The organism is Nocardia sp. NPDC050799 (assembly GCF_040654015.1).
In the GTDB taxonomy this organism is placed as follows: domain Bacteria; phylum Actinomycetota; class Actinomycetes; order Mycobacteriales; family Mycobacteriaceae; genus Nocardia.
In genome coordinates, this window is record NZ_JBFAHF010000002.1 from 229625 (window position 1) to 242529 (window position 12905).

The 12905-nt window shown below is 67.9% G+C and carries 11 protein-coding genes; 4 read left to right on the forward strand and 7 right to left on the reverse strand.

All coding sequences use genetic code 11. The features are described 5' to 3' along the window. Positions 1–74 precede the first annotated feature (74 nt). Together AB0H42_RS03710 and AB0H42_RS03715 are read right to left on the reverse strand one after the other, a co-directional pair. Positions 75–1244 (reverse strand): histidine kinase, encoded by a 1170-nt coding sequence (locus AB0H42_RS03710; RefSeq protein ID WP_357049264.1) that lies wholly within the window; start codon positions 1242–1244, stop codon positions 75–77. A 449-nt stretch (positions 1245–1693) separates the two neighbouring features. Beyond that, positions 1694–2140: a hypothetical protein gene (locus AB0H42_RS03715; RefSeq protein WP_357049267.1), complete on the reverse strand. Its 447-nt coding sequence runs from the start codon at positions 2138–2140 to the stop codon at positions 1694–1696. Between the two features lie 251 nt (positions 2141–2391). Here AB0H42_RS03715 and dnaE point away from each other — a divergent pair, with 251 nt between their 5' ends. From dnaE to AB0H42_RS03730, 3 genes are all read left to right on the forward strand, one after another. Further along, a complete protein-coding gene (dnaE, locus tag AB0H42_RS03720; protein WP_357049270.1) occupies positions 2392–5943 on the forward strand; it encodes a DNA polymerase III subunit alpha in 3552 nt (1183 codons plus the stop codon). 108 nt (positions 5944–6051) lie between these two features. After that, complete coding sequence (locus AB0H42_RS03725) at positions 6052–6231, forward strand: hypothetical protein (protein ID WP_357049273.1); 180 nt, start codon at positions 6052–6054, stop codon at positions 6229–6231. A gap of 41 nt (positions 6232–6272) precedes the next feature. Further along, positions 6273–6440, forward strand: coding sequence for a DUF4236 domain-containing protein (locus tag AB0H42_RS03730; protein WP_081877120.1), 168 nt, complete (start codon positions 6273–6275; stop codon positions 6438–6440). A 21-nt stretch (positions 6441–6461) separates the two neighbouring features. Here AB0H42_RS03730 and AB0H42_RS03735 read toward each other — a convergent pair whose 3' ends face one another. The 5 genes from AB0H42_RS03735 to AB0H42_RS03755 all read right to left on the reverse strand — a co-directional run bounded on the left by AB0H42_RS03735 (position 6462) and on the right by AB0H42_RS03755 (position 12154). Next, entirely contained in the window at positions 6462–6968 is a 507-nt protein-coding gene (locus AB0H42_RS03735; protein WP_357049276.1) for a hypothetical protein, read from the reverse strand. Between the two features lie 18 nt (positions 6969–6986). Next, complete coding sequence (locus AB0H42_RS03740) at positions 6987–7712, reverse strand: amino acid ABC transporter ATP-binding protein (protein WP_357049278.1); 726 nt, start codon at positions 7710–7712, stop codon at positions 6987–6989. Positions 7713–7715: 3 nt separating this feature from the next. After that, a complete protein-coding gene (locus tag AB0H42_RS03745; RefSeq protein ID WP_357049281.1) occupies positions 7716–9509 on the reverse strand; it encodes an ABC transporter substrate-binding protein/permease in 1794 nt (597 codons plus the stop codon). Positions 9510–9587: 78 nt separating this feature from the next. After that, entirely contained in the window at positions 9588–10571 is a 984-nt protein-coding gene (locus tag AB0H42_RS03750) for a phosphotriesterase-related protein (protein ID WP_357049284.1), read from the reverse strand. Between the two features lie 299 nt (positions 10572–10870). Next, a complete protein-coding gene (locus tag AB0H42_RS03755) occupies positions 10871–12154 on the reverse strand; it encodes a helix-turn-helix domain-containing protein (RefSeq protein ID WP_357049287.1) in 1284 nt (427 codons plus the stop codon). Between the two features lie 195 nt (positions 12155–12349). On the opposite strand from AB0H42_RS03755, the gene AB0H42_RS03760 reads away from it, so the two are divergent. Then, positions 12350–12901, forward strand: coding sequence for a hypothetical protein (locus AB0H42_RS03760; RefSeq protein WP_357049290.1), 552 nt, complete (start codon positions 12350–12352; stop codon positions 12899–12901). Positions 12902–12905: the final 4 nt, after the last annotated feature.

Here is a 12905-nt window from a genome sequence, read left to right on the forward strand (position 1 = left end):
GGGCCCCGTACTGCTCGGCGCAGGCCGGCCGGTCCCCGCTCTGTGAGGGTGAGCGGGGCTCGGCCGGCTTCGCGTCACGGCCGGATTCCGGGGCGGAACTTGGGCACTCGCATACTCACTCTGGTCCCGGCGCCGGGCGCGGTATCCACCACCAGTCCGTAGTCGTTGCCGAAGGCGGCACGCAATCGGTCGTCCACGTTGGCCAGGCCGATATGCGCGCCCTCTGAGGCCGTGTCCAGGGACCCGGACCGCAACAGGTCGGGCTCCATACCGGCACCGTCGTCCTCCACGCTGAGTACACAGTCGGTCCCGGCATCGAGTGCTTCGATGGTGACCGTGCCACCGCCCGGCGTGGCCGCCAGCCCGTGGCGTACGGCATTCTCCACCAGCGGTTGCAGGGCCAGGAAGGGCAGTGTGACGCCGAGCACCTCGGGGGCGATCCGCAACCGCACCTGCAGCGCCGGCCCGAACCGGGCGCGTTCGAGTTCGAGATAGCGTTCGATATTGCTGAGTTCGTCGGCCAGTACCGTGTACTCCCCGGCGTCGCGGAACGAGTACCGGGTGAAATCCGCGAAATCCAGGATGAGTTCCCGAGCCCGGTCCGGGTCGGTACGGACGAACGAGGCGATGGTGTTCAGGGCGTTGTAGATGAAATGGGGGCTGATCTGGGCCCGTAGCGCGCGTACCTCGGCACGGTCGAGCCGGGCCCGGGAGGCGTCCAGTTCGGCGAGTTCCAGTTGGCCGCACGCATACCGGGCGACTTCGGCCAGCGCACCGAGCGCGCCGGGGCCCGGCCGGCTGCCGGTGACCATCCCCAGCGCCCCCACGACGGTGCCGTTGTCGCTGAGCAACGGTTGGGCGACCAGGGTGCGCCCCGGATGATCGGTCTCGGGCAGATGCGCCAGTACGGGCCGCCGCGCTGCCACGGCTCGCCGGGCTGTCCCGGTGAACTCGGCCGCCAGCGGCTCGTGCACACCGTCCCAGGCGAGGAGTGCGCCGTCGGGATCGCTGACCCCGAGACCCTCGGCCCCGACCAGGGCCCGCAGATGCGGGGCGGCCTCCTGGGCGGACTCCCGGGTGAGGCCCCGGCGCAGCGGCCGGGCCGCCAGGGAAGCGGTGTGCAGTGCGGTGTGCACCGCGCGTTCGGCGGGGGTGGTGACCATCCGCCGCGGACGCGCCCAGACGAGCAGTGCCGCGGCGATCAGCACCGCCGCACCGGATACGGTGAGCAAGGTCGCGGTCATCGCACTCCCTGTCCCGTCCCGGCCCTCGCGCCGCTGTACCGATCCACCCGGTTCGCCGATCGCCGAGCGGCTCCGCCGGCGAATGACCCGGGCACATGGTACGAGCCGGCGCACCGCCGGCTCGCGCGGCCCGGCTCGCCGGTGCCCCCGCGTCGCGGCGTACCTGTCACGCCCGGCCCCGCCGGGCACTGTCGTAGGCCGGCTCACCGGCCGATCGTCACGATCCGGCTCGCCGACGGGGGCCGGTCATCGTCTCACGCTTCCCGCGGCAACCGCCATTGCCGCGGGAAACCTTCTCCGGAAGCGATGACCGGCCCGCGTCGGCGAGCCGAGGTCGGAGATCCGGCGTCGCGAGCGCACCGGGTGGAAGAAGGTCGGGGCGGGCCGCTCAGGGCCTCCCGGGACCTATTACGCCGAACGGGCCGGAAGCTGTCTGCGGGGGCCGGTGATCACCCCTGGTACTTCTGGACGACGAATTCCACCGATCCCGATTGGGGGATATGGGCCGCGCCGACGGTGACGGTCGCGGTGAAACGCCCGATTCCGGGACGGAACAGGGCCGAGGGGCCGTCGCTCATCCAGTGGCCCGGGCCGTTCGCGTTCTGGGTGGCCGATCCGGTCTCGCCGGTGTCGAGGTTGCGCCAGTTCAGGGTGATCGGCAGGTGGCACGACCCGATGCCGAACATGATGGTCGAGACGGTGAACGACGCGTGCTCCGGATAGCCGGGACCGTTGACCGAGGTGTCGACCTGGGCGACGCACGGGCCGTCGGTGAGGGAGTAGATCGTCTGGAACGAACCGCCGTCGGCCGCGGCGGGAGCGGCGGTGGTCGCCAGCGTCCCCACCGCGAGTGCGGCGGCGGCGGGCAGCGCGAACGCGGTCCTGCGTGCTGTCATCGTTCACCTCGCTGGTCGGTGTGCACGTGCGGGGTCGATCGGGGGCCGGGCGGAAATCCGCCGGGATGTGACGCGGCACGACCCTACCAGTGACCGGACGTGCCGGGGGCCGAATCGGTTTCCCGCGCCGGGACACCCGGCCGACACGCCCGGGCCCCGCGGGCACGCCCATCCGGCGCCGAACCGGTCGGACGGTGCGCATAAACTCGCTACACCAACCCCCGCCGAGCCATTGGGAGGAAGGACAGATCTTGGCCGCCTCGTCCGGATTCGTTCATCTGCACAACCACACCGAATACTCGATGCTCGACGGTGCGGCCAAGATCTCACCGTTGTTCGCCGAGGCCGACCGCCTCGGGATGACCGCGGTGGGGATGACCGACCACGGCAATATGTACGGTGCGGCCGAGTTCTACCATTCGGCGAAGAAGGCCGGTATCAAACCGATCATCGGGATCGAGGCCTATATCGCGCCCGGCTCCCGGTTCGACACCAAACGCATCCAGTGGGGCGATCCGAGCCAGAAGAGCGACGACGTCTCCGGCTCCGGCGCCTACACCCATATGACCATGGTCGCCGAGAACGCGACCGGTCTGCGGAATCTGTTCAAACTGTCCTCGCTGGCCAGTATCGAGGGCCAGCTCGGTAAATGGGCCCGGATGGACGAGGAGCTCATCGCCGCCCACGCCGAGGGCATCATCGCGACCACCGGCTGCCCGTCCGGTGAGGTGCAGACCCGGCTGCGGCTGGGACACGAGCGCGAGGCGCTCGAGGCCGCCGCCAAATGGCAGGAGATCTTCGGCCGCGACAACTTCTTCCTCGAGGTGATGGATCACGGCCTGTCCATCGAGACGCGGGTCCGCCAGGGCCTGATCGAGGTCGGCCGGGCGCTCGACATCCCGCCGCTGGCCACCAACGACTGCCATTACGTCACCAAGGAACACGCCCGCAACCACGAGGCGCTGCTGTGCGTCCAGACCGGGAAGACCCTGTCCGATCCCACCCGGTTCAAATTCGACGGTGACGGCTACTTCCTGAAATCCGCCGCGGAGATGCGCGCGCTCTGGGATGCCGAAATCCCTGGTGCCTGCGACAACACCGTGTGGATCGGGGAGCGGGTCCAGTCCTACGCCGAGGTATGGGAGCACCGGGACCGGATGCCGGTCTTCCCGGTGCCCGAGGGGGAGGATCAGGCCGGCTGGCTGCGCAAGGAGGTGCACCGCGGCCTGGAACGGCGGTTCCCGAACGGGGTGCCGCGCGATTACCTCGAACGCGCCGAGTTCGAACTCGACGTCATCATCGAAATGGGTTTCCCGGCCTACTTCCTGGTGGTCGGTGACCTGATCAACCATGCCCGCGAGGTCGGTATCCGCGTCGGCCCGGGCCGTGGTTCGGCGGCCGGATCACTGGTCGCCTACGCCATGGGCATCACCAATATCGACCCGATCCCGCACGGCCTGCTGTTCGAGCGCTTCCTCAATCCGGAGCGCGTCTCGATGCCCGATATCGATATCGACTTCGACGATCGCCGCCGCGGTGAGATGGTGCGCTACGCCACCGACCGCTGGGGCAGCGACCGGGTGGCCCAGGTCATCACCTTCGGCACCATTAAAACCAAGGCCGCCATCAAGGATTCGGCGCGCGTCCAGTTCGGCCAGCCCGGGTTCGCCATCGCCGACCAGATCTCCAAGGCGTTGCCGCCGCCGATCATGGCCAAGGACATCCCGCTGTCGGGGATCATGGATCCCGAGCACGAGCGGTACAAGGAAGCGGCCGAGGTCCGCGAACTCATCGGCAGCAACCCTGATGTCGCGAAGATCTACGAGACCGCCCGTGGCCTCGAGGGCCTGATCCGCAACGCGGGTGTGCACGCCTGCGCGGTCATCATGTCCTCCGAACCACTGATGGAGGCGATCCCGCTGTGGAAGCGGGCGCAGGACGGCGCCATCATCACCGGCTGGGACTATCCGTCGTGTGAGGCCATCGGCCTGCTGAAGATGGACTTCCTGGGCCTGCGCAACCTCACCGTCATCGGTGACGCGCTGGACAACATCAAATCCAATCGCGGTATCGACCTCGATATGGACAATCTGCCGCTCGACGATCCGGCCACCTACGAACTGCTCTCGCGCGGCGACACTCTCGGCGTCTTCCAGCTCGACGGCAGCGCAATGCGCGATCTGCTGCGCCGAATGCAACCCACCGGCTTCGAGGACATCGTCGCGGTGCTCGCGCTGTACCGCCCCGGTCCGATGGGCATGAACGCGCACAACGACTACGCCGACCGCAAGAACGGCCGGCAACAGGTCAAGCCGATCCACCCGGAACTGGAAGAGCCCCTGAAGGAGATCCTCGCCGACACCTTCGGCCTGATCGTCTATCAGGAACAGATCATGCAGATCGCGCAGAAGGTCGCCGGGTATTCGCTCGGCCGAGCCGATATCCTGCGCCGCGCGATGGGTAAGAAGAAGGCCGAGGTACTCGAGGCCGAATTCGAGGGCTTCGAGGCCGGTATGCAGGCCAACGGCTTTTCCAAACCGGCGATCAAAGCACTGTGGGACACGATTCTCCCCTTCGCCGGATACGCGTTCAACAAATCGCATGCCGCGGGCTACGGGCTGGTCTCCTTCTGGACCGCCTATCTCAAGGCCAACTACAAGGCCGAATACATGGCGGGTCTGCTCACCTCGGTCGGTGACGACAAGGACAAGGCCGCGATCTATCTGTCGGACTGCCGCAAACTCGGTATCACCGTGCTGCCACCCGATGTGAACGAATCGGAGACCAACTTCGCCTCGGTCGGCGCGGATATCCGGTTCGGGCTCGGCGCGGTGCGCAATGTCGGTCAGAACGTGGTGAACTCGATCATCAACGCCCGCACCGAGAAATCGAAGTTCACTGATTTCTCCGATTACCTGAACAAGATCGATACGGTGGCCTGTACCAAGAAGGTCACCGAATCGCTCATCAAGGCCGGGGCCTTCGATTCGCTGAACCATCCCCGCAAGGGGCTCATGCTGGTGCACTCGGATGCCATCGACGCGGTCATGTCGACCAAGAAGGCCGAAGCCATCGGCCAGTTCGACCTGTTCGGCGGAATGGACGACGACAGTGGCGAATCGGTGGCATCGGTATTCGATGTGAGGGTGCCCGACGAGGAGTGGGAGAGCAAACACCGCCTCGCGCTGGAACGGGAGATGCTCGGGCTCTATGTATCCGGCCATCCGCTCAACGGCGTCGACCATGTGCTCGCCGCCCAGGCCGATACCCAGATCCCGACCATTCTCGAGGGCGATATCAAGGACGGTACCCAGGTCACCGTCGGCGGCATCCTCGCCTCGGTGAACCGCCGGATCAACAAGAACGGTCTGGCGTGGGCGTCCTGCCAGCTCGAGGACCTCACCGGCGGTATCGAAGTACTGTTCTTCCCGCAGGCCTATTCCGTGTACGGCATGGATGTGGTGGAGGACGCGGTGGTCCTGGTGAAAGCCCGCGTCTCCATGCGGGACGACCGGATCTCGCTCATCGCCAACGATCTCGCCGTACCGGATCTGTCGGCGATCGGGGTGGCGAAACCGCTGGCCGTCACCATCTCCACCCGGATGTGCACCCCCGATAAGATCGGCGAGCTGAAGCGGGTGCTGTCCCGGCATCCGGGGACCTCGGATGTGCACGTCCGGCATGTGGGCGCGCGCGAGAAGACGACCCTGCTGAAACTGGACGACAGTTTGCGGGTGGAGCCGTCTTCGGCGCTCATGGGCGATCTGAAGGCCCTGCTCGGACCGGGCTGCCTGGCGAGTTGAACGTCCGAGCGGGCGGCTGGTGCGCCGCCTGCTCGACACCGGTGGCGTTGTTGTCGTCCCGGACGCCGAAATCCATGCGCCCGCACCGGCCCCGACGCCGTTCACCGCTTGTCGCAGCGGTTCGAGACCGGTCAGGCCCTCGGCGGCCGCGAGCGCGTACTTCCCGCCGAACTCCTGACCGATCTCGTCGGCGGTTCCAGCACCTGCCGGTTCCGCTCGAAGGGTGCGCGAGATGTACCCCTGTCCGCCATCCGGATACCGCTGACCAGCGAAAGCCACGAGGGCTGAACCCGATCCGTTATCCTGGGTCGGAGCAAGGGAGGTCGCTCATGCCCATCAGGTTCCGTAAACGCCAGTCCTTCGGACCGTTGAAGTTGAACTACACCCAGTCGGGGTTGTCCTCGTGGAGTATCAAGATCGGCCCCTGGTCGTGGAACTCCAGGACCAAGAAGAACAGCGTCGATCTACCGGGTCCGCTGAGCTGGCGCCAGCGCTGATCCCCCGGCCACTCGGCCGGGTCATCGGATCGGGCGCAGTTCGATCACCACCCCGCCCTGCTGCCAGGTCTGGTAGATATCGGCCTTGTTCGGATTACCCGCGCCATCGAAACCGATGCCGTTGTAGCCCGCGTTGGTCCGGTTGTCCCGGGCGATGATCTCGAACAGCCGCAGTACATCCTCGGCTTCGGTGTGCACGACCGGGTCGAATTGTTCGGGCCGTCCGCCGCGGGTGATGGTGAGCGGGGTGCCGGTCGTCAGGTTCTTCACCCACGGTCGCCGGGCCGTGCCGATCAGCAGCGTCTGTCCGTGCACGGTGTAGGCGACCGGGATCTCGTAGGCGCGCCCGGATTTACGGCCCACGACGTGCAGGGTCGTCAGTCGTTTACCCACCACGCGGGACAGGCCCGGGAGCCGCAGCAGCGTGCGGATCACCCGGTTGGTCAGGCCCTGGGCCCGGCCGATGGGCCGCGGTCCGCTGGTGGTCGGGGTGCCGTAGGGGTTCGCGGCCGGGGAATCCTCACTCATGGGTTCAGTATCGTCGCCTCACAGCACTTGGTCGAGAAACCTTCGCAGGCGGGGCGTTCCGGCGTTGTCGAACAGTTCGTCCGGACTGCCCGACTCCACCACCACACCGCCGTCCATGAACACCACATGGTCGGAGACGCTGCGGGCGAACCCCATCTCGTGCGTCACCACGATCATCGACATACCGCCCGCGGCCAGCTCCGACATCAGCGCGAGCACTCCCTTGACCAGTTCCGGGTCCAGCGCGGAGGTGGCCTCGTCGAAGAACATGATGTCCGGTTTCATGGCCAGCGCCCGGGCGATCGCGACCCGCTGTTGCTGACCACCCGAGAGGTTGGCGGGCCGGGAGTCGGCCTTGCCGGTGAGCCCCACGATCTCGAGCTGTTCCAGCGCCAGCGTGCGGCCCTCCTCCTTGGACAGGCCGCGCAGCTTGCGCGGTCCCAGCGCGATATTGTCGGCCACCGTCCGGTGTGGGAAGAGATTGAACTGCTGGAAGACCATCCCGATGCGCTGCCGCAGCCGGTCGGGGTTTTCGGTGAGCACCGAGCCGCCGTCGATCAGGATGTCCCCGGCATCGGGTTCGTGCAGGCGGTTGAGGACGCGCAGCAGGGTGGACTTCCCGGAACCGGATGGGCCGATCACCGTGGTGGTCTTACCCGCGTCGACGTGGATGTCCACCCCGCGCAGAATCGGATTACCGCCCAGCCGTAGGTGGAGTCCGGTGCCGGTCAGTGAGGCGCTCATCGGTTACCCCCGGCCTTCGGTGATGGCGGACTGCTCGACCGGGTCGATCGGCTGATCGGGCCGGCCGGTGCGCATCCGCCGGTCGATGTAGTTCACCAGATGGGTGAGTGGGATGGTCAGCAGCAGATAGACCAGGCCGGCGGCCACCAGCGGTGACAGGTTGCCGGTCTGGGCGTTGAGGTCACGGCCGACCGCGAACAGTTCGCGCTGGGTGGCCAGCAGCCCCAGGAAGTAGATCAGCGACGAATCCTTGATCAACGCGATGAACTGGTTCATCAGCGCGGGCAGTACCCGGCGCACCCCCTGCGGGATCACCACCAGCGTCATCGCCTGCCGGTAGCCGAAGCCGATCGCCCGGGCGGCCTCGAGTTGTCCCGGCTCCACCGATTGGATACCGGAGCGGAAGATCTCGCCGATATAGGCCGAGGCGAGCAGAGCCAGCGCCACCGCGCCGAGCCAGTAGGGATTGTTGCCGGTGAGACCGCTGACCACCGGCCCGATCCCCAGGCCGATGAGCAGGATGATGACCACCGCGGGCAGGCCGCGGAAGATATCGGTGTACACCCGGGCCGGCCAGCGCAACCAGCGGGTCCGCGAGATTCCGGCCACCGCGAGCAGCATGCCGATCACGGTGCCCAGCACGCCGGAGACCAGCGCGAGGATCAGTGTGTTGGGCAGGCCGGTTTTGAACAGGTCCGGGAAGGCCTGCCGGTAGAGCGACCAGTCGAAGAAGGTGTCGCGGAGCTGCTCCAGTGTCGATTTCGGTGTCTGCGCGGTCTGCTGCTCGGGAGCCTGTTCGACGGCGAGAGCGGCGAAATCGGGCAGCTGCGGGGCCGGTGCGGCCTTCGATCCGGGTTTCCAGCCGGGCGGTAGCTCCCGGGGCACCCAGTCGCTGTAGAGGCGGGCGTAGGTGCCGTCGGCGATTACCGCGTCCAACCCGGAGTTGAGCGCGTCGATCAGCGGCTTGTTGTCCTTGGCGACCGCCCACGCGACAAAATTGTCCAGGCTGAACGAGTTGTCCACGACCGAGGTCGCATCACCCGGCGCGATCGCGCCCTGGGCCTGCGCAGACGGGGCGACCCACGCGTCCACCTGGCCGGTTTTCACATTCGCGTAGGCGGTGTTGTAGTCGGGGAATTTCACCGGGTCCAGGCCGAGTTCATTGACGACGTATTCGTCCTGGACCGTGCCCTGCACCACCGCCACCCGGGAACCGGACCCGAGATCGGTGAACCCGTGCACCGGGCTGCCGTCCTTGACCACCAGCGAGAAGTAGCCGAAATCATAGCCGTTGGTGAAACCAACCATCTCGCGCCGGGCGTCGGTGGTGGTGATGTTGGACGACCCGACGTCGAACCGCTTACCCGCGACCTGGGCCAGCAGGCCGGCGAACTCGGTACCGGAGTACTCGACCCGCAGCCCGAGCTTCGCGGCCACCGCGCGCAGCAGTTCGTTGTCGAAACCGGTGAACGCGCCGGCGGAGTTCACACAGATACTGGGCGGCGCGTCGGAGAGGGTGCCGACGCTCAGCACACCGGGCCGGATCAGGCCCAGCCGGGAGACGTCCACCGTGGCCGGCGGTTCGGTCGATTCGGTGGTGAAACGATCCTCTTTGCCCGCACCCGGTGCGGTCAGGTTCCCCGGTGCCGCGGTGGCCGCCTCCGGCCCGGGCGGCGCGCACAGGTCGCGGGCAGTGCCGTCACCGCCGCCGCTGCCGCACGCGGTCGCCAGCAGGGCGACGGCGACCAGCAGAACGGCGAGCAGCGCACGGGCGCGCGGAATGGGCAGACCAGGCATGATCGACCACCCTAGCGTTCGGTCCGGTCCGGTCCGCGCACCCGGGTCGGATGTGATCGCGGCGCCGCCGCCACCGGTTCACTCGGCGGCGAAGAACCTGCGGGGCACCTCGACGAGCATCGTCCGCAGCTGCCGCTCCTCGATCCCGCGATCGAGCACATAGGGGAAGACGTCGTCGAACAGGTGGGTGTAGTGCCACTGCGGCAGGACCGCCGCGCGGGTGGCCGGTTCCATCCAGTCGATATAGCAGCTGGCGTCCTGCGAGAGCACCATGCGCTCGGCGTAGCCGCGGCGCACCATCTCGATGAGGGTATCGGCGCGCGCCTCGAAGGTGGTCTCGAGATTGATCCCGAATCGGTCCATGCCCAGGACGAATCCGGAGTCCGCGAGTGCGGTCAGGTAGTCCAGATCCGTGGTGTCACCGCTGTGGCCCAGGACGATCCGGGTCGGGTCGACCCCTTCCTCGGCGCACATGACGCGTTTGACCTCGAAACCGGACCCCGATTCGGGGTGGGTGTGCACGGTGATCGGCACCCCGGTCTCATGATGTGCCCGGGCCACCGCCCGCATCACCCGTTCGACACCGGGCGTCAGGCCCTCCGTGTCGATCGCGCATTTGAGCATGCCCGCCCGGACGCCGGTCCCGGCGATACCATCCCGGATATCGCCGACGAACATATCGACCATCGGATCGGGAACATGGGTGCCGACCAGCGGGTCGAGCGCCGGTCCGCGGTAGTGGAAGAAGAACGGGACATCGTTGTAGGTGTAGAGGCCGGTGGCCACGATCAGATGCAGCGGGACCCGCTGCGCGATCTGCGCGATCCGCGGGATGTAGCGGCCCAGGCCCACCACCGTCGGGTCCACGATCGTGCGCACACCGGCCTCGTAGGCGGTGGTCAGCTGCCGGACCGCGTCCTCGACCCGCTCGTCCTCCGAACCCCACTCCTGCGAATAGTTCTGCTGCACATCGGAGCTGAGCACGAAAACGTGCTCGTGCATGAGGGTGACACCGAGATCGGCGGTGTCCACGGCACCGCGGACGGTGTGGATCGAGGGCACGGAGACTCCTGGAAAATGGCAGCGCGACGACGCCGGTACGACGGATGGGATGGGTCCGCGACACCACCCGTGGTGGGTGCGGCAAACCGGTTGCCGGCGAGCCAACTACTCAGGTGGACACCGGTTTCCGGGGATAACTGAACCTTACGGCGAGGCTGTGGGGCGGACCATATTCCGGCCGCATGAAAGCTCGGCTGGCATTTGTGCGCTCAGCACATGCCCGCGGCGCGCTCGGCGAAAAATCCGTCGTGCGGGGAGCATTGCACCCGCGGCGTCCGTCCGGAATCGGTGCCCGTGGCTCAGTGCTGTCCTGTCTCCGGTCGCAGTACCGCGGCGCCGAGCAGGTGGGTGGCCTGTAGGGCCAGCCGCGGATACAGATCCGCACCGGGTGCGTCGGTGCTCACGCCGATGAGGTTCAGGGCCTGCCGGACGCGGTACTGGACGGTATTGCGATGGACGGCCAGCCGGGTGGCGGCCGCCGCGTAACTGCGGTTCACGGCGAGGAACACGCGCAGTGTCTCCCGCAGCCAGAGATTGCGTTCGTTGTCCACCGCCAGTTCGCCGAGTTCGTCGGCGACGAACTCGCGCAGCGTATCGATATCGCCGGCCAGCAGCGCGACCGCCGAAACCTCGGGATGGGACAGGACCCGGGCACCGTGCTCCCCGCCCAGCAGCGCGAGTCGGCGTACCCGGTCGGCCTGACCCGCCGTGCGCCGGAATCCGGCGACTCCGGTGCCGTAACCGCCGAAGGCCACCCGCACCGGCAGGGCGCGGTCGGAGAGCAACTGTTCGATCGCGGCACTGTCCACGGGTGCCTCGTGCGGGAGGGCGAACCACACCCGCGCCTCGTGTTCGTCCACCGGCACCAGCAGGTTCCCGTGCGCCCGGTCGAACACGGTGGTCAGCGCCGTGCGGAGGTGGTCGAAGACCGCTACGGCGGTGGTGGGGTCGATATGCGGGTCGGTCCAGGCGTCGATCGCGAGATGCCCGCGGGTGAGCGGATAGTGCAGTACCTGCTCCGCGGCCTCGGTATCGGTGGTGGTGCCGTTGAGCAGCCGGGTCACCCACTGCTGCCGTAACCCGCCCCGATTACCGACCCAGCGGTCGCGTTCCTGCTCGTAGGCGACACCGACCTGCTCGCACACCCGGTCGATGTACACCGAGGTGCGGTTGACGATATGGACGATCGCCGAGGTGGTCACCGGGCCGCCGCCGCCGAATTCGATCGCGTAGCGCATACCGGTGTCCAGAAAGCCGGCCTGACCGATCCGGTACGCCCGGATCAACGCCGACGCCGGCACATCGCGCTGGGCGAGGATCCGGGCGTACACCAGGGCCCGCTCCGGCGCTCGGACATCGTCTTCGCCGGCCTCGTTCTGCAGGAACTGCAGAACTTCCATCAGGTTATCGGTCGTCCCGTCCTCCATCAGTTCGCGCAGCCGGGGGTCCTGATCCAGCGCCGGCACCTGCGCGCGCATCATCTGCGACAACTCGTCGACGAATTGGTCGCGGTCCCGGAGGAAGGTCTGCGCGACCAGTCCGACCACCTCTTCGGTGCTGTGCGCCGCCTGTCGTTGCTCCACAGTGGTAATGATCGCGCGGTGCACCGGCCGGGTGACCGGGCGGGCGGTCGTCCCCGGCCGCGGCGGCCCGGCCGACGCCGAACCCGGTGCCCCGACCGGCGCGGACGATTAGAGTCGGCGGGCAGGCGGACGGCCGGTGTACCGGACCGCGCGCGGCAGTGTTGGGCAGGACCGACGGGGTGCGGGGCAGCTGTTATGAAGATTTCCGCCGGTGCGCCCGGATGGTACGACGCGTGCTCTCCGGCCGAACGCGCCGCCACGGTCGCGCTGGCCACCACCCGCCGGAACTGGTCGGTGCTGTGGTCGGCGCTGGCCGTGACCGGTCTCGTCCTCGCCTGCTATCCGGCGGCGGCCGGTCTGCTGCCGCTGCCCGGCCCGGAACCCGCCGCCCCGCCCGGGGCACTGTCGTTCGCGATCGGCGCGCTCGTGCTCGATCTCGCGGTCCTGGTGGTCAACAGTGTGGCCTGGGGAAGGGTGGAGCGCGTGTTCTCCGGGGCGGCGCCGGACGAGGTGGTGCGCCCGTTCCGCTGGGTGCGCTGGCTGCCCACCTCGCTGGTCTCGCTGCTGGGGACCGTCGCGATGCTGGTGGTCGGGGTGTACCCGCTCGCGCGATACGGCGAGGCGGGCCTGCGGGCGCTGTCGGCCGCCGATTGGGCGAGCGCCGGCGTGGCGGTGCTGTGTGTGCTGTGCGGTCTGTCGACCTTGTGGCTGAAAGTGATCTTGCGACCGGTCCGGACCGGGCCGTAGTGGC

Bases quoted from the DNA above. Each gene is read 5' to 3' on its own strand.
- AB0H42_RS03710 (WP_357049264.1), bottom strand. From the start codon at position 1,244: ATGACCGCGACCTTGCTCACCGTATCCGGTGCGGCGGTGCTGATCGCC.
- AB0H42_RS03715 (WP_357049267.1), bottom strand. From the start codon at position 2,140: ATGACAGCACGCAGGACCGCGTTCGCGCTGCCCGCCGCCGCCGCACTC.
- AB0H42_RS03730 (WP_081877120.1), top strand. From the start codon at position 6,273: ATGCCCATCAGGTTCCGTAAACGCCAGTCCTTCGGACCGTTGAAGTTG.
- AB0H42_RS03735 (WP_357049276.1), bottom strand. From the start codon at position 6,968: ATGAGTGAGGATTCCCCGGCCGCGAACCCCTACGGCACCCCGACCACC.
- AB0H42_RS03740 (WP_357049278.1), bottom strand. From the start codon at position 7,712: ATGAGCGCCTCACTGACCGGCACCGGACTCCACCTACGGCTGGGCGGT.
- AB0H42_RS03745 (WP_357049281.1), bottom strand. From the start codon at position 9,509: ATGCCTGGTCTGCCCATTCCGCGCGCCCGTGCGCTGCTCGCCGTTCTG.
- AB0H42_RS03760 (WP_357049290.1), top strand. From the start codon at position 12,350: ATGAAGATTTCCGCCGGTGCGCCCGGATGGTACGACGCGTGCTCTCCG.